Raw genomic sequence first — 14044 nt, 5'->3', positions numbered from 1 at the left:
CTTGAGTGAAGGAGCGCGTGATGAGCAGGGCCATGGTGGGCTTGATTGCCGGAATGGCGCTGGGTTTCGCCGCGCATTTCGGTGACTTCTGGGCTTTCCTGCTGGTGCTGGGGCTGGGCGTCGTCGGACTCGTGGTCGGGCGGTTTATGGAAGGTGATCTCGAACCGGGCGACTTCGTCCGCCGCCGAGACCGGCAGGAGCGGATCCGCGATGACCAGCGACGGACTCGGGGAGACTGGCGGCAGTGACCGGGGAAGCCAATCGGCGCCCGGGCATCCCCCGCGGGGAGCGGGGTGCGACCACAGTCGACGACCGGGTCGTTGCGAAGATCGCCTCCCAGGTGGCGCGCGACGCGCTGCGCCGGTTCACCGAGTCGGCCGGCCACGTACCGCCCGGCCGCTGGACGCCAGGCGTGACGACGTCCGTGCGGCGGGCACCCGAGCGGAACGACGAAGGACGAGACGGCGATCCTGCCGAAAGCCAGCCGGCCGTGCTCGGCGAAGCACGGATGCGCATCGCCGTGGAGCTGGGCTATCCGTCCGACATCGGGGCGCAGTGCGCCGCGGTGCGCCGAGAGGTCACCGAACGGCTCAGGAGCTGGGCCGGCATGGACGTCTCCGACCTCGCTGTGTCGGTCGAGAGGCTTCACTCGGTGCACTCGCGGCACACAGATCAGGAGAGGGTGAGATGAGCGCGAACACCCGGCGGCAGCCGACCAGCGACAGCAATCCTTCCGCACTGACCTTCGACGCCGACGGTCGACTGGCGCACCCGGGCCGGCCGTCGGCGCCGCTCAGCACCAACGCGCTCCGCCCTCAGCTCACGGCGCCGGTGGGGCCGCATCGAGATGTTGCGGCGACGCGCCAACCGCGCACAATCCGGTCACGCCTGGTCCACACACGCTGGTCAACCACGTGACGCGGGCGGACCAAGGTGAGACAGAAGCCATATCAGAAGGGGTGTCCCTGTAACGGGGCACCCCTTCTGACCTGTACCTACGTTGAGCTGCGCGGTGGGTGTGGGATTTGAACCCACGGTGACATCGCTGCCACGACGGTTTTCAAGACCGTGACGTGCAAGCACGCCCCTGTGGTGCTGACCTGCGCTCAAGCCCCCGGTGAGCCTCCGGGCTGCGTCCTCTGGCCCACAGATGGCCCATGACGAGCGCAGCTGCTGATGGCGTCCCGTCGAGTGGTGTAGCCGATCAAGGTTCGGGAACGCGCGGGCATCTGCACGGGGCGCACTCCCTACGCTGGTAAGAGCACGCTCGTGGCAGGCGCAAAATGAAGTTACGGGAGGCATCGGCAGCGCTTCCGCTGGTAGCAGGCTTGACTGCGCACCCGGCAGCCACTCGCGGTGTAGCACCGGCTCCGACGGGGTTCTCCCTATGACTTCCCCTGACACATGGCTGCCAGAGCGGTCATACTGTCCGGCTAGGGAAGCAATTCGTATGGGGGTGGCACCAGTTGGGAACTTCGGGCCGTAAGAAGACTGTCGCGTTCTATGAAATCGTGAGGCCCAAAGAGGCTGGCGACCTCAGATTCCCTCACCTCGATTGGCCGCAAGTCTTGAGCACTCTGGGGCAGCGGGAAATGCAGCAGCGCCGGTATCGCCATGTCGATGACGTTTATGTAGGTGACCCTATCTCAGTGCAAGGGCGCCAACATTTGGTCTTGGCGCGCCTCCGGGAAGGCGACATTCAGCAAATCGATTGGGAGCACCAGCATATCTCCGATCTACAACTGGAGGGTAACCGCAATGTCGTCGACACTACAATTATTTGCTTCCTTCCATTTGGCAATGTTATCGGAGTCATCCAGGGAAGTCCTTCCGCGCCTCGACCGACGGCCTTGCAGCGATGGCTGAACAGCATGAACATTGCCCACGAAGAATTTGCCGTAATGCCACTGGTAGGAAAGAAGGCATGGGAGAAGCTAAATAGCGCGGAAGCGGTCAACTTCTTCGAAATGCGACTCCGGCCTGGACGGATGATGTTTCCTTCCGATGCTGACGGGCTAGGGGATTTTTCACGTCGGGCACACAAGCAAAATCCGGACGCCCTGATTACACTCACCATGAAGATCCCAAAACGGCGAGGCTTCGGTCGGGACACCGTTCGCTCACGAGGGGAGAGGAGGCTGCGCGAAGACGTTCAGCACTTCATTTCCGATTTCGGAAGCCTGGTTGGTCCCGATGGCTCCGTGGATCGGGCAATTGCCCATGTGACTTTGTCTACTTCAGATGGAGCACTGGTGGAAGACCAGATCAACTTTGTTTCAGATCACATTACGGCGCAGAAGCCAGTGTTCTTGCGCAGGAGTGAAGGACAAGCCCCTTGGTACGAGGCCGCCGTGCACGCCGTGCTCGACGTGGCCGCAGCCCATGAGAGCGAGCTCCGCGACGCTGTCAGACCCATGCCCTAGGCTCTCGGTAGCCGAAGGGGGCAGTGATGGCTCGTGGGATTCGACTTATTCGAAAGATTCATAATCTATGGAGCGAACACCCCTCCACAGACTGGGCAATTGCCGTCGTTTGCGTCTCCATGCTCGGAATATGGCAACGCGGACACGTACTCAACGGGCATTCCCTGGATCAACGAATGAATGTCTATTCGACTGTCGCTTCAGTCGCGGCGATCGTTGGCGGGTTCGGAACAGCTGCGATCAGCCAATATGCGACCAGTTCCGGTCGCCGAATGACATTCTTGCGTGCACGCTTCGGAGAAAGCCTAAGACGTAACTGGGTTAGCATTCTCACCTCCATGACCACGGTTTCTGCGGGTTGTCTCGCTACCATGTTGAGTGATACGGGGGCGCATATTGGTTGGGTAGGCTGGGTCATTGGATTTCTCTTGTTCCTGGGCCTCTCTAGGGCGGTACGGTTGATCTGGCTATTCCGCCTCCTGATCGATGTATCAGATCATGACGGAACTACAGGGTCCAGCAACGAACCAGTGAGGCTAGTCGACCCCGGGGGGCCGTGAATTCATGTGAGCGTTTTGTGAGGCGCAGAGGTGCGCCAATGGTCTCGCAAGGGGCAGCCGTTCTCAGTGAGGGGCGCGAAATGACCACGCACATCGCTTCGAGGACGGTTGACCTTGCGGCGACCGTCGCCCGCGCCTACGTGCGGTACGCGCCCGTCTCGGTGGGCAAGGAAGCCGTCACCAGGGAGTTTCTGAACGCGTGGCTTCGAGACCACTCCCGGAAAGTAGTGGCCCAGGCAAGCTTCGGAGCTCAGTTTCATACGGACACCCGGGACCTCATCCAGCGGTACATCTACACCTTCGGCGTGTGGGAGCCGCCCCTTACGCGGTGGCTACAACGCACGTTGCGAGCTGGCGACACCTTCGTGGATGTAGGCGCCAACATCGGCTACTACAGCCTGCTCGCGTCCGGCTTGGTCGAAGACTCGGGGAGGGTGGTTGCCGTTGAGGCGTCCCCGGACTTCCACCGTGTCCTGTCTGCGAACATCGCCCTCAACCAGGTGCACAACGTACGGGCGGTCAACGAAGCCGTATCCGATCGCGCCGAAGTGCTCCACTTCACTCTCGCCAGCTCCGCCAACTTGGGTGCGAACAGCATCGTTCCGTACGCCGGTGAAGCCGAGTCGCATGCCGATGTGCCTGCCCGCGCGCTGCCCGACATCCTCACGCCGGCCGAGTTGACTACGGCCCGAGTGATCAAAGTCGATGTGGAGGGCGCCGAGGGGGCCGTCGTGCGGGGGCTCGTTCCAGCTCTGAGGCGACTTCGGCCGGATGCGGAACTAGCGATTGAGATCACGCCACAACGTCTGACAGAGCTGGGGGACTCTGCTGAGCAGCTACTCGCGGCTCTTTCCGCGGGCGGATTCCACCCATACCGGCTGCCCAACGACTACGACGCGGCCAGCTACCCGAAGGCCGCGCGCGGGCTGGGGCCGGTCCCGACGCGCTGGCAGGGCCCGGTTGAAGACGAGACCGAGTTCGTTTTCTCAAGGACGGACGCGGAGACCCTGAGCTGATCCAGTCCCCCTATGATCCCCGCTGGGGCCGGTCTCGTAGCTGGGGGGAATCCGTGGATCTCATTGGGCAAGTGGTGACCATCGTTGCCGTTCTTCTTGGCGCGCTCACCACCCATTTGGCGAATCACCTGATGGAGCGGCAACGTACGAGGTACGCCATGCTGACCAGGTGGGATGAGCGGAAGCTCGATGCGTACGCCGGTTACATCGACCACGTACGGAGGTGCATCTACGTGGCCGTTTTGCTGTACGAGGTGCGGAACGACATGCGATCCATGGACCGCAGCGAAGCAGAGCTCACGCTGGAACTCGTGGAAGCGGAGGGCTATCGGGGCCGGGCATTCGAGCGCGTCATGCTGCTGGCTGAGAACCACGTCATCGAGGCGGCTCACGCGGTGAATCAGACTGCGGCTGCGATCGACTGGCAGGCGCGCGGCGCCACGGAGGGGACGCTGCAGGACTGGCGAGACTTGCACAAGGCCGTCTTTCAGGCCGTCAACAGCTTCCATGAAGCTGCGCGCGACGACCTCGGAGTCAACGGCAATTTCCATGGAGACGAGCACTCGTCCCGGGACCTGATCCTGCCGCGGGTGAGCAGAGAAAACGGAGCCTGACCAAGCAGAGGGCCGCACCCCCAACGAACGGGCGGTGCGGCCCTCTGCTGTGCGCGGGCTACTTGATGTTGAAGCGCCAGCCATCCAGAGAGGCAAGCGTCACGGCCCGGGCTTCGACCACCGCCATCCGAGCATCCCGCTCGCCCTCGTGAGCGTGCGCGGCCTGGCTCGTTACCTGCCCCGGCCACTTCCGATAGAGCAGCCCGGTGTCAGCTGAGAACCATCCGTCGCTCACGGCGTTCAGCGCCAAGAGCAGGCCGGTGTCCTCCGACGCCGGCAGTGCCATCCACCCTCCGAGCGCAAGCAGGAGGTCCCTGCGCATGATGAGCGTTGCGGGGTGGACTTGGGCGCGGTAGTCGTGAGCCTTCCAGTGTTCGAGGACTTCACCACGCTTGATCACTCCCTCGGGCGGGTCCTGGTCGAAGCCGATCGTTGTGCCGTCCGGCATCAGATCCAGCACCCGCGAGGTTGCCCAGCTCACCCCGGGGTTCGTGAGCAGTCCTGACAGATCCCGCGCGAGGGCTCCCGGCGTCAGCATGTCGTCCGCGTCCAGGACTTTGACGTACTCACCTTCAGCCCGCGACAGCCCCATGGTGCGAGCCATCGCAGCGCGGCCGGCGCGTCCCTGCCCGAAGCTGACACGCGTGTCATCGGGGACGTGAGGTGTGACCTCGTCGGTCTCGCCGTCTTCCTGGATCACCCACTGCCAGTCCCAGCCGTCCGGGAGTTCCTGCGCGAGCAGCGACTTGTAGGCGTCGGGGAGGTGGTGCGCGCCTGGTCCGTGCACTGCCGTCATGACGGTAATGAAGTTGGTCATGGTCACCACCTGCTCAGAGGAGTTACGAAGAGCATTTCCGTGCGGTCGCCGGGCAGCGTGACGTCGGAGAGTTCCACTACACGACCGTTGATGTCAATCGAGGTCTTGCGAAGGATCAGCACGGACACGCCCGCCGTCAACCCGAGGTCTTCGGTCTCTTCCACTGACGGTGGACGAGCAGTGACGCGTTCAGTGATGCGGTCAAGCTCGATCCCGATCGTGTCGAGCTGCGATTGCGTCCCACCAGGCCACGGCTCGTTCGAGGCATCAAGCAGGTCGGGGTTACTCGCCACGCTTTCACGCACGAGATACGACCTGACCAGTGCGAACGGCGCGTCTTCCTGGCTGTAGCGGGTCTGATACCGACGCTCAAGAAGCTCTGTACCGACGCTGACCCCGAATGCCTGGGCCAGGTCCTCATCTGCCTTTGCTGCTAGGTACTCCGCTTGGAAGACAAGGTCATCGATACCCAGGCCGGTGTCATGCTCGGTCGCACCGGTCTTCTCACGCTCTGACTGAGGGCTGCGGGCCCGGTCCTTCTCCCATTGGTGTCGCTCGTTGGTGCGGTAGACGGTCGTCCGCGGTCGCCGTACGAAGTTGCCCCTGCCGTGCCGCTTCTCTACCAGCCCTTCCGCCTCTATCACTCCGAGCGCTTGGCGGATCGTCGGGACGCTGACCTTGAAGCGCTCCGCGAGCGCGGTCTCTGGGGACAGACGCTCCCCCCTGCCGGGCTGACCTGCGTGGATCTCTGCCCGCAGCGTGTCCGCGATCTGCTCATAGCGCTTGGCCATGTCGTGCTCACCATCCCTGGTTGGTTGGGCGATCTCAGCATAAGTCCTCAAGAGGAGTTGACGACTCTGGCCCGAGCCGTCATAGTCCTAATCAACTCCTCAAGAGGAGTTGAGGACAAGACCTCTACATGAGCGTCTGGCCCTGTCGCTTTATGCCCGCCTGGACCGGTGGAGCGCGCGAAACCCGCAGTACCCCGCACCAGCCGGAAGACCTGGGAAGGCGACGTTGTCGCACGCCAACGGGCTGGGAGCGGAGCTTCCTTGAGAACTGAACAGAGTGCCAAGAACGAGTGCTTTTGGCTGCTGGCGGCTCCCCTGCGGAGGCGTCAGCAGCAATGACCACTCGTCTTCGACGAGCGGTCGTCGTGGCCCGGGTTCCTGGGGTGCACGGCTCGCTCAGCACGTTCCTGCCGGGCGGTCGTCTCTCGCCAAGACCGCGACCGCCCGGCCCCCTTCCTTCGCGAATCAAGGAGATCCGCAATGACTGAGCGCACCTTCGTTTCCAGCTCCACCGGCCCCGTCGTCCTGGGGCTGGACCTGCCGATGGGCAGCGTCCACGTGCAGGTCCTCGACAGCCTCACCCACGCTCGTGTGACGCTGCGGACCGCCGACAACTCGGGTCCGGCCGCTGACGCGGTCAACGCGGCCCGCATCACCGAGCACGGCCAGGCCGTCGCGGTGGAGGTCCCCGAGATCCCCGGCAACGTGATGATGCAGAGCGTCCGGGGCAACCGGATCACGCAGAGCATGGGCACCGTCTACGGATCGGTCACCGGCATCACGATCGTCAACGGCCGCGTGATCACGGGCGGTGGCACGGACACGATGACCACGATCAGCCCGATTGAGGCCGTGGTCAGTCTGCCGGCCAACTCCTCACTCGCGGTGGTCTCCTCATCCGCCGACGCCGTCGTGAACGGTGAGGTGGACCGCATGGAGTTCCGGTCCACCTCCGGTGACTTGCAGGTCGACGGAGTCCGGACCGTGAACGCGTCCACCACATCCGGCGACCTGACCGTCTGGCGCGTGGCTGAACAGATGGTGGCCCGCTCGGTCTCCGGTGACATCGCCGTCGACCTCTACAGCGGCAGCGACGCCGAGCTGGACACCACATCCGGCGACGTGAACGTCCACGCCACGCTCAAGGCGTCCGGTGCTGTGCGGGCCAAAAGCGTCTCCGGTGACGTGACCGTCAGCGGCGGACGCGGCCTCCGCGTCAGTGCCCGCAGCGTCAGCGGCGACGTCCGCACCCGCTGACCCCTGATCTTCCCCCCCTGTCGGGGTGGCCGCCTCTCGCCAAGACCGAGGCCGCCCCGGCTCCCTTCGCATTTCCAGGAGAGATCCACATGCGTACGTACATCGGTAACCACCAGGCACTGAACCCGATCGAGTTCGAAGAGCTGGCGCTCGGCTTCGATGAACTCCCCATGGGCCTTGACCGTGACCTGTTTCGCGGCCCGCTCACCCCCGAGTCGCCGGAGGACCGGGCGGCCCGCGAGACGGTGGCCCGGGAGGTCATCGCGGACCTAGTCGCGATGGGTGAGGGCGGTGACGAGGTCGCCGCGTGGGACGCGCTGTATGCCGACGCGCTCACCCGCACCGTGCCGTTCCTGCGCGCTGCTTCCCGTTCCGCCGGCCGTTCGGCTGGGACGGAGGAAGCGGCATGAGCCAGACCTTTGCGGCCCTTTCCGCAGCCCTTCCGCTCGCGGCCGGATGGTCGGTGCACGGCCTGCGGCTGCGGCGCCGTATCGAAATCGCGCGCCGTGATCCGCTGACCGATCTCGTCACCCGCGACACCTTCACCGAACGCGCCACACGGGCACTGGCCGATGGCCGCAGTGCGGTCTACCTGGTCGACCTTGACGGGTTCAAGCAGATCAACGACACCTACGGGCACGCTGCCGGGGATGCGGTACTGCGCGCCACCGCCCAGCGGCTGAAGACGTGGGCCCCGATCAACAACGGCATCGTCGCTCGCTTCGGTGGGGATGAGTTCGTCGCCGCTACCCGGGTGCGCAGCCGCGCGGAGCTGGTGTGGCAGTTGGACGAGCTGGACTACGCGCTCACGCAGCCAGTCCAGTACGAGGGTGCCTCTCTCGCGGTGGGCGCCTCCATCGGCGCGGTGCACTGCGAAACGGGTGGCATCGATCTGTCGGCGCTGGTGCGCCGGGCGGATGAGGCGATGTACACCGCGAAGCAGAACGGCGGTGGCCACTTCCTCGCCGAGGGACTCGTGTCCGTTCGCCCGACGGTCAACGGCCGCCGGGACGGCCGCCGTGGCACCACAGCTCAGGCGGGGGGTGCGGCATGAACCGCACCGCCAAAACGCTGTTGGTCGCCGCTCTGGTCGGTGTGGTCGGCATGGCCTTCCGCGTCTCGTGGAACGCACAGCGCGACGTGGCCCGGACGGTTGGCGCGGACGGCACGGCCGCCCTGCTGTACCCGTTCGTGGTCGATGGGCTCATGGCTCTCGCCCTGGTTGCCACCCTGACCCTCACGGGCAAGGACAAGGATTTCGCGCTGCGGGTGCTCGCCGGATACACGGCCGCCTCGCTGGTTCTCAACTACGTGCACGGGCTGGTTCCCGAACTGCACGGCGGGGGCGAGCGGATGCAGTTGGCCGACTGGGACCCCGCCAACTGGCTGCTCGTGCTGCTGGCGACGTCGCTGCCGGTCGGGTCGATTTTCTTCGGCTCCGACCTCGTGGCGAAGGTGTTGCACCACCGGACAGCTCCGGTCGCAGATCGGGAAGAATCAGAGCAGTCAACAACAAATCAGTTGGGGTCTGACGTGCACGAGTCGACCACCGAGGGACTGTCTGCGGTGGCCGAACTTCCGGTCCCCGAGTCGGCCGACCTGCTGCCAGTGATCGAACCGGTTCGGGCGGTTGAGCCCTCGCCGGAGGTCGAGCCGGTCGAGGCAGCCGAGTCGGTTCCGGTGAAGGCGGTCGCTGCTGTGGAGCCTGCTCCGCGTCGGGCGACTGGTCGGGTACCGCAGTCGGCTCGCACTGCCCGACCGACTCGCACTCCGGACGAACTCCTTGCCGAAGCCCGGTCGATCACAGCCGGGTGGGCGGATGGTGAGCTGACGGCTGAGGCGATCCGTAAGGCGGTCCGTACGTCGTCGGCCAACGGCCGCACGCTGCGGGACGCGCTGAAGGCTGAGCGTGCCGTGCCGGATGACGGTGCTGAGGCGACGGCCGCGTAATGGCCAGCCGCTTCTACGACCCGGAAGGCGCCCGGTACGGAGTGCCTACGTTCCCGTTCCGCATGGCCCCGGACGGCTACGCGACCCGCCGTCAGCTCCGCGCCGAGGGGCTGCGGCCCGGCGGGCAGGACGTCGCCGCACAGGTTCTGTGGTACTCGCGCCGCTACTGGCGCAAGGGCACCAGCCCCATCCGCGTCGCCTATCTCTACCGCATCGACCTGGCCAAACCGGTCCGGCCGATGACGCCGGCCAAATGGGCGGCGCTCGCCAAAGCCAACGCCGCCCGCCGGGTCTGTCCCGAGTGCTGGCGGGATGCCGGGTACCGCATCCCGCCGTCACTCGGCATGTGCGTGACCTGCGCCTACCCCGAAGAACAGCGCGTCGCCTGAACATCCGGCTCTGCCAAGGAGATCAGCCGTGACCGTCATCGACACCACCACCGCCGACACGCGTCGGCAGGACCGTAACCGCAAGCGCCGGGACCAGCGGCGCGTAGAGGGCCGACTGCGCATGGCCCGTCACGCCGCCCGCGAACTCGTCACCTACGGCGCATGGGACGGCGACCGACCGACCGCCACCGCGCAGGACGTCATCCGGCAGACCGGCGCCATGTACGGCGGCTACCTCAAGGGCGTCGACATCACACCCGAGGAAGCCGCGGTGGCGCTGCGAGTGGTCCTGACGTGCGACTCGTACGAGGAGAGCCAAGCGGAACTGCGGAAGGCCGCTCGCCGCATCCTCGACGCCTGACCTGCACAGCTTCAGCCCAGCGGGGCCCGGACGGCTCGCCTGCCAAAGCGCCGTCCGGGCCCCTTCCAACCCCACTCGACAAGAGGGAGCAGACCCACCGTGTCTGATGTCCATGTCACTGGCCAGCCCGAAGAGCCCGAGCGTCCTGACGCTGAGGTCTTCGACATCACTACCAAACGACCCGCTGCCGCCCCGGCCCCGGAACCGGCCGAAGCGCCCGTTCCCGTCGCGCCGGCCGAAGCGGACGACGACGAAGACGAGTCGCCCCGGCTGCGGCCGGTTGACTCGCCCGACCTGCCCGCTCCGGGCATCACGAACTACAAGCGGCTGCCGATCCTGCCGAGTTGGCTGACGTCCAAGCCGGGGTTCGTCTCCACCACCCAGCGCGCGGCCAGCAACGCGTTCTACTCGACTGTCTTTCACGGCATCCGCACCCCCTGGTACGCGCTGCAGCTCGGGCTGAACGCCCCGCGCGGTACGGCCCGTCTGGTGCGCGACACCAACCGGTGGATGTGGGACGCCGAGGCGGCCCCGCTGCGCGCCTACGAGGTGTTCAAGGAGAACACCGCCGAGTACCTCAAGCTCACGCGTCAGCGCGACAGCCGGGTGCGGCTGCGGACGTTCGTCACCATCGTGGGCGTGGTCTTCGGCGCCGGTTTCGCGCTGACCCTGTACGTCATGGCCCCGGCCTGGCTCGCGGTCCTCGCGTCGGCTGCGGTGCTGGTCGCCGGTTTCTGGGGTGCTCCCAAGGATCAGCCGGTCATCGGTCCTGCGGTGCTCAAGACCGAACTCCAGAAGCTCACCGGTTCGATCGTGCTGCGCGCGCTGGACAACATCGGCAACCAGAAGCTGTCGGCCGCCATCAAGAAGGGCGGTGACATGAACGGGATGCGCTTCACCTCCGAGATCACCAGGGACGGGCCTGGATACCGCGCTGACCTGGACCTTCCCTGGGGTGTCACCCCGGAGGACATCATGGAGGAGCGCAAGCCGCTCGCGTCCGGGCTGCGGCGCAAGGTCGGCTGCGTGTGGCCCTCATCCGACCCCACGGAGCACGAAGGACGGCTGATCCTGTGGGTGGGCGACAAGCCCATGAACGAGACCACGAAGCCCGCGTGGCCGCTGCTGAAGTCGGGCAGCGTGGATCTGTTCAAGCCGGTCGTGTTCGGCAACGACCAGCGCATGGGCGACGTGGCCGTGACCCTGATGTTCGCCTCCGTCGTGGTCGGGTCCATCCCGCGCATGGGCAAGACGTTCCTGATGCGTCTGTTCCTGCTCATCGCCGCTCTGGACCCGCGTGCGGAGCTGTACGCGTTCGACTTCAAGGGCACCGGTGACTTCGGCGCCCTGGAGCCGGTCTGCCACCGCTACCGGGCCGGGGATGAGGATGAGGACATCCTGTACGTCCTGGAGTCGCTGCGGGAGCTGCGGACTGAGCTGCGTCGCCGGGCGAAGGTCATCAAGGGCCTGCCGCGTTCGCGCTGCCCGGAGTCGAAGGTGACCCCCGAGCTGGCGAACGACAAGTCGCTTGGCCTGCACCCGATCGTTGCCGGGTTCGATGAGTGCCAGGTCCCCTTCGAGCACGAGAAGTACGGCAAGGAACTCGAAGCGATCGCCACCGACCTGAGCAAACGCGGTCCCGCACTGGGCATGGTGACCCTGTTCGGCACCCAGCGCCCCGACGCGAAGTCGCTGCCCACCGGGATCAGCGCCAACGCCGTGCTGCGGTTCTGCCTCAAGGTCATGGGCCAGCCCGCCAACGACATGGTGCTCGGCACCTCGATGCACAAGACCGGATACCGAGCCACGATGTTCTCCCGCACCGACCGCGGCATCTGCTGGATGGCCGGTGAGGGCGACGACCCGCGCATCGTCGCCTCCGCGTTCGTGGACGCGCTCGCAGCCGAACAGGTCGTGATCCGGGCGCGCACGATGCGCGAGGAGTACGGCAACGTCACCGGCCACGCGATCGGGCAGGAACCGGAGAGCGGTGAGGCCGCCTTCGACCTGCTGGCCGATGTCCTCAAGGTCGTGCCGGCCGATGAGGACAAGGTGTGGAACGAGAAGGTCGCCGCGCGCCTGGCCACGCTGCGCCCGGAGGTCTACGGCGGTTGGAAGGCCGAGACGGTCACCGCAAACCTCAAGCCGCACGGCGTCACCGCGCAGGACGTATGGGGCAGCACCGACAAGGGCAAGGGCACCACCCGCCGGGGCATCGCCCGCGCCGACGTCACCACCGCAATCACCCTGCGTGACGGAAAGCGGTCCGAGGGCTGACGGGCACCGCTGCTAGACCTAGCAGCCATCGCTGCTAGGTCTAGCACCCTCGCTAGCACCCCAAACCGGGTCTGATCAGCTACCTCGCACCTAGCACCCCACCTGCGCAAACACCGGAAACCCCGCCTGGAAGGCACCCCATGACCCTCATCCTCCTTGCTAGCGCCTGCCTGCTCTTCGTCACCCTCGGTTACGCAAGTCTGTGTGCGGCCAGCCCGTTCGGAGACTGCCGCAAGTGCAAGGGCTTCGGCTACGCGCTCAAGAAAGACCGCCGCGGCAACCTCAAGCCCGGCAAGACCTGCCGCCGCTGCCGTGGCGACCGCAAGCGCATACGCGTCGGCCGCCACCTCTTCAACGTGTGGCTGCGCCTCTACCGCGACGGCACCGACACCCCCAAGAAGCCCGCCTTCAAGTCCACCTCGAAGGGATAGCCCCGATGGCCATCACCGTCTCGCTCGTCGCCCTGTTCGGCCTCGTCCTGTTCTTCCTGCTCCGCTCCAAGACGCTCGGCTACGGCTCCGCGTTCGTCGCCATGATGTTCGGCTTCTACCTCGCCTCCACCGGGGCCTCCAAGCCGATGAACGAACTCACCCAGGCCGTCGTCAACGCCATCCCCAACCTGTAGAGGAGCTGGCCGTGATGAACGAACCCATCGTCGCTCGCCACTGGCTCGCTCTCGCAGCGCCCAAGGCGGCCCCCGCGCTCGCCACATCCACCGTGCTGATCCTCGGCAGGATCTGGAACGCCAATGGCGCCGAACACTCCGTGGGCAACGCCGCGTTGATGGTCGTGCTCGCTGCCGGAGCCGCGACCGCCGGCGCTTTCGCGTCGGCCGGTCGCGCCGGTGACCCCGTCATCGCCGGAACCGCCTTCGCCGCCTCCGGAGGGCTCGCCCTCGCAGGCGTCGCCGGATACGCGGACGGCCTGCCGCTGCCGCTGCTGCTGTGGGTGCTGGCCACCGCCACCGCGTACGGCATCGCCGCCCGCTACTGGCGCACCGACCGCCGCGACACCGTGGCCTACCAGCGGCAGACCGCCGTCCGGCACGAGGAACACGGGCACATCGAACGCGTCGAAGCGCTGCGCGCCGGGGCACAGATCGAGGTCGCCCGCACCGGTGCGGCCTACGCCGAGCGGCTCGCCACCGCGCTCATCACCCGCGCCGCGCTGCTCGGCTACGACCCGGCCGCGCTCACCCGCGCCGGACTGCCCGAACTCCCCGCCACCGACACCACCAAGGAGGACTGGTGATCTCCCGACTGCTCGCCCGCAAGCGCCTGACGGTCCGCTACTGGGGCGGCTGGGTGGCCACCCGGCGCGGGCGTCAGATCGGCCCCCGCCCGATCCTCGCCCTGCACCGCTTGCCCGACCCGAACTGCACCACCTGCGGCGGCCAGGGAGAGGTGGAGTGCGGCATCTACGGCCAGGACGAGCCCGGCTGGGACGACTGCCACTGCGCCCCCTTCCTGCCGCTGGCCTTCGTCTGGCTGCCCAAGCGCCCGGCCTGGGCGCGGCGCCGCCACCTGCCGCACGACCCGTGGTGCACCGACCTGGCCTGCACCCACAACCAGCCCCCGTTCTGACCCGCG

18 protein-coding genes are annotated in these 14044 nt (G+C 66.4%); 16 read left to right on the top strand and 2 right to left on the bottom strand.

Translation table 11 applies throughout. The features are described 5' to 3' along the window. Positions 1-20: 20 nt before the first annotated feature. From ACU6WZ_RS14725 to ACU6WZ_RS14705, 5 genes are all read left to right on the top strand, one after another. Complete coding sequence (locus tag ACU6WZ_RS14725; RefSeq protein WP_447028523.1) at positions 21-248, top strand: hypothetical protein; 228 nt, start codon at positions 21-23, stop codon at positions 246-248. Next, positions 245-691 carry an Asp23/Gls24 family envelope stress response protein gene (locus tag ACU6WZ_RS14720; RefSeq protein ID WP_447028522.1) on the top strand — a complete coding sequence of 149 codons (447 nt, stop codon included), beginning with the start codon at positions 245-247 and terminating at the stop codon, positions 689-691. Before ACU6WZ_RS14725 ends, ACU6WZ_RS14720 begins: the two co-directional genes overlap by 4 nt. Before the next feature lie 982 nt (positions 692-1673). After that, a complete protein-coding gene (locus ACU6WZ_RS14715) occupies positions 1674-2423 on the top strand; it encodes a hypothetical protein (protein ID WP_447028521.1) in 750 nt (249 codons plus the stop codon). 640 nt (positions 2424-3063) lie between these two features. Then, positions 3064-3999: an FkbM family methyltransferase gene (locus ACU6WZ_RS14710; protein WP_447028520.1), complete on the top strand. Its 936-nt coding sequence runs from the start codon at positions 3064-3066 to the stop codon at positions 3997-3999. A 71-nt stretch (positions 4000-4070) separates the two neighbouring features. Further along, positions 4071-4613 (top strand): hypothetical protein, encoded by a 543-nt coding sequence (locus ACU6WZ_RS14705; RefSeq protein WP_447028519.1) that lies wholly within the window; start codon positions 4071-4073, stop codon positions 4611-4613. A 58-nt stretch (positions 4614-4671) separates the two neighbouring features. Here ACU6WZ_RS14705 and ACU6WZ_RS14700 read toward each other — a convergent pair whose 3' ends face one another. Then, positions 4672-5430, bottom strand: a complete 759-nt coding sequence (locus tag ACU6WZ_RS14700) for a glycosyltransferase family 2 protein (RefSeq protein WP_447028518.1) — start codon at positions 5428-5430, stop codon at positions 4672-4674. Positions 5431-5432: 2 nt separating this feature from the next. Next, complete coding sequence (locus tag ACU6WZ_RS14695; protein WP_447028517.1) at positions 5433-6221, bottom strand: GntR family transcriptional regulator; 789 nt, start codon at positions 6219-6221, stop codon at positions 5433-5435. 480 nt (positions 6222-6701) lie between these two features. Between ACU6WZ_RS14695 and ACU6WZ_RS14690 the strand changes: the two genes are divergently transcribed. The 11 genes from ACU6WZ_RS14690 to ACU6WZ_RS14640 all read left to right on the top strand — a co-directional run bounded on the left by ACU6WZ_RS14690 (position 6702) and on the right by ACU6WZ_RS14640 (position 14038). Then, positions 6702-7478, top strand: coding sequence for a DUF4097 family beta strand repeat-containing protein (locus ACU6WZ_RS14690; RefSeq protein ID WP_447028516.1), 777 nt, complete (start codon positions 6702-6704; stop codon positions 7476-7478). A gap of 89 nt (positions 7479-7567) precedes the next feature. Further along, complete coding sequence (locus ACU6WZ_RS14685; RefSeq protein WP_447028515.1) at positions 7568-7888, top strand: hypothetical protein; 321 nt, start codon at positions 7568-7570, stop codon at positions 7886-7888. Continuing rightward, complete coding sequence (locus ACU6WZ_RS14680) at positions 7885-8532, top strand: GGDEF domain-containing protein (protein WP_447028514.1); 648 nt, start codon at positions 7885-7887, stop codon at positions 8530-8532. The genes ACU6WZ_RS14685 and ACU6WZ_RS14680 overlap by 4 nt, the downstream gene beginning before the upstream one ends. Next, a complete protein-coding gene (locus ACU6WZ_RS14675; protein ID WP_447028513.1) occupies positions 8529-9428 on the top strand; it encodes a DUF2637 domain-containing protein in 900 nt (299 codons plus the stop codon). The genes ACU6WZ_RS14680 and ACU6WZ_RS14675 overlap by 4 nt, the downstream gene beginning before the upstream one ends. Beyond that, positions 9428-9817: an RRQRL motif-containing zinc-binding protein gene (locus ACU6WZ_RS14670; protein ID WP_447028512.1), complete on the top strand. Its 390-nt coding sequence runs from the start codon at positions 9428-9430 to the stop codon at positions 9815-9817. Before ACU6WZ_RS14675 ends, ACU6WZ_RS14670 begins: the two co-directional genes overlap by 1 nt. 28 nt (positions 9818-9845) lie before the next feature. After that, entirely contained in the window at positions 9846-10178 is a 333-nt protein-coding gene (locus ACU6WZ_RS14665) for a hypothetical protein (RefSeq protein ID WP_447028511.1), read from the top strand. A 99-nt stretch (positions 10179-10277) separates the two neighbouring features. Further along, positions 10278-12455, top strand: coding sequence for a cell division protein FtsK (locus ACU6WZ_RS14660; RefSeq protein WP_447028510.1), 2178 nt, complete (start codon positions 10278-10280; stop codon positions 12453-12455). 140 nt (positions 12456-12595) lie between these two features. Further along, a complete protein-coding gene (locus ACU6WZ_RS14655) occupies positions 12596-12886 on the top strand; it encodes a hypothetical protein (protein ID WP_447028509.1) in 291 nt (96 codons plus the stop codon). A gap of 5 nt (positions 12887-12891) precedes the next feature. Further along, a complete protein-coding gene (locus tag ACU6WZ_RS14650) occupies positions 12892-13080 on the top strand; it encodes a hypothetical protein (RefSeq protein WP_447028508.1) in 189 nt (62 codons plus the stop codon). A gap of 14 nt (positions 13081-13094) precedes the next feature. Further along, complete coding sequence (locus tag ACU6WZ_RS14645; protein WP_447028507.1) at positions 13095-13706, top strand: hypothetical protein; 612 nt, start codon at positions 13095-13097, stop codon at positions 13704-13706. After that, entirely contained in the window at positions 13703-14038 is a 336-nt protein-coding gene (locus tag ACU6WZ_RS14640; RefSeq protein WP_447028506.1) for a hypothetical protein, read from the top strand. The genes ACU6WZ_RS14645 and ACU6WZ_RS14640 overlap by 4 nt, the downstream gene beginning before the upstream one ends. Positions 14039-14044: the final 6 nt, after the last annotated feature.

Source organism: Streptomyces hypolithicus (assembly GCF_052934925.1).
This window is presented reverse-complemented; position numbering and strand designations above follow the sequence as displayed.

Excerpts from the sequence above, each read along its gene's own strand:
- ACU6WZ_RS14645 (WP_447028507.1), top strand. The coding sequence starts at position 13,095 with ATGAACGAACCCATCGTCGCTCGCCACTGGCTCGCTCTCGCAGCGCCC.
- ACU6WZ_RS14700 (WP_447028518.1), bottom strand. The coding sequence starts at position 5,430 with ATGACCAACTTCATTACCGTCATGACGGCAGTGCACGGACCAGGCGCG.
- ACU6WZ_RS14650 (WP_447028508.1), top strand. The coding sequence starts at position 12,892 with ATGGCCATCACCGTCTCGCTCGTCGCCCTGTTCGGCCTCGTCCTGTTC.
- ACU6WZ_RS14710 (WP_447028520.1), top strand. The coding sequence starts at position 3,064 with ATGACCACGCACATCGCTTCGAGGACGGTTGACCTTGCGGCGACCGTC.
- ACU6WZ_RS14680 (WP_447028514.1), top strand. The coding sequence starts at position 7,885 with ATGAGCCAGACCTTTGCGGCCCTTTCCGCAGCCCTTCCGCTCGCGGCC.
- ACU6WZ_RS14670 (WP_447028512.1), top strand. The coding sequence starts at position 9,428 with ATGGCCAGCCGCTTCTACGACCCGGAAGGCGCCCGGTACGGAGTGCCT.
- ACU6WZ_RS14725 (WP_447028523.1), top strand. The coding sequence starts at position 21 with ATGAGCAGGGCCATGGTGGGCTTGATTGCCGGAATGGCGCTGGGTTTC.
- ACU6WZ_RS14655 (WP_447028509.1), top strand. The coding sequence starts at position 12,596 with ATGACCCTCATCCTCCTTGCTAGCGCCTGCCTGCTCTTCGTCACCCTC.
- ACU6WZ_RS14690 (WP_447028516.1), top strand. The coding sequence starts at position 6,702 with ATGACTGAGCGCACCTTCGTTTCCAGCTCCACCGGCCCCGTCGTCCTG.
- ACU6WZ_RS14675 (WP_447028513.1), top strand. The coding sequence starts at position 8,529 with ATGAACCGCACCGCCAAAACGCTGTTGGTCGCCGCTCTGGTCGGTGTG.
- ACU6WZ_RS14685 (WP_447028515.1), top strand. The coding sequence starts at position 7,568 with ATGCGTACGTACATCGGTAACCACCAGGCACTGAACCCGATCGAGTTC.
- ACU6WZ_RS14695 (WP_447028517.1), bottom strand. The coding sequence starts at position 6,221 with ATGGCCAAGCGCTATGAGCAGATCGCGGACACGCTGCGGGCAGAGATC.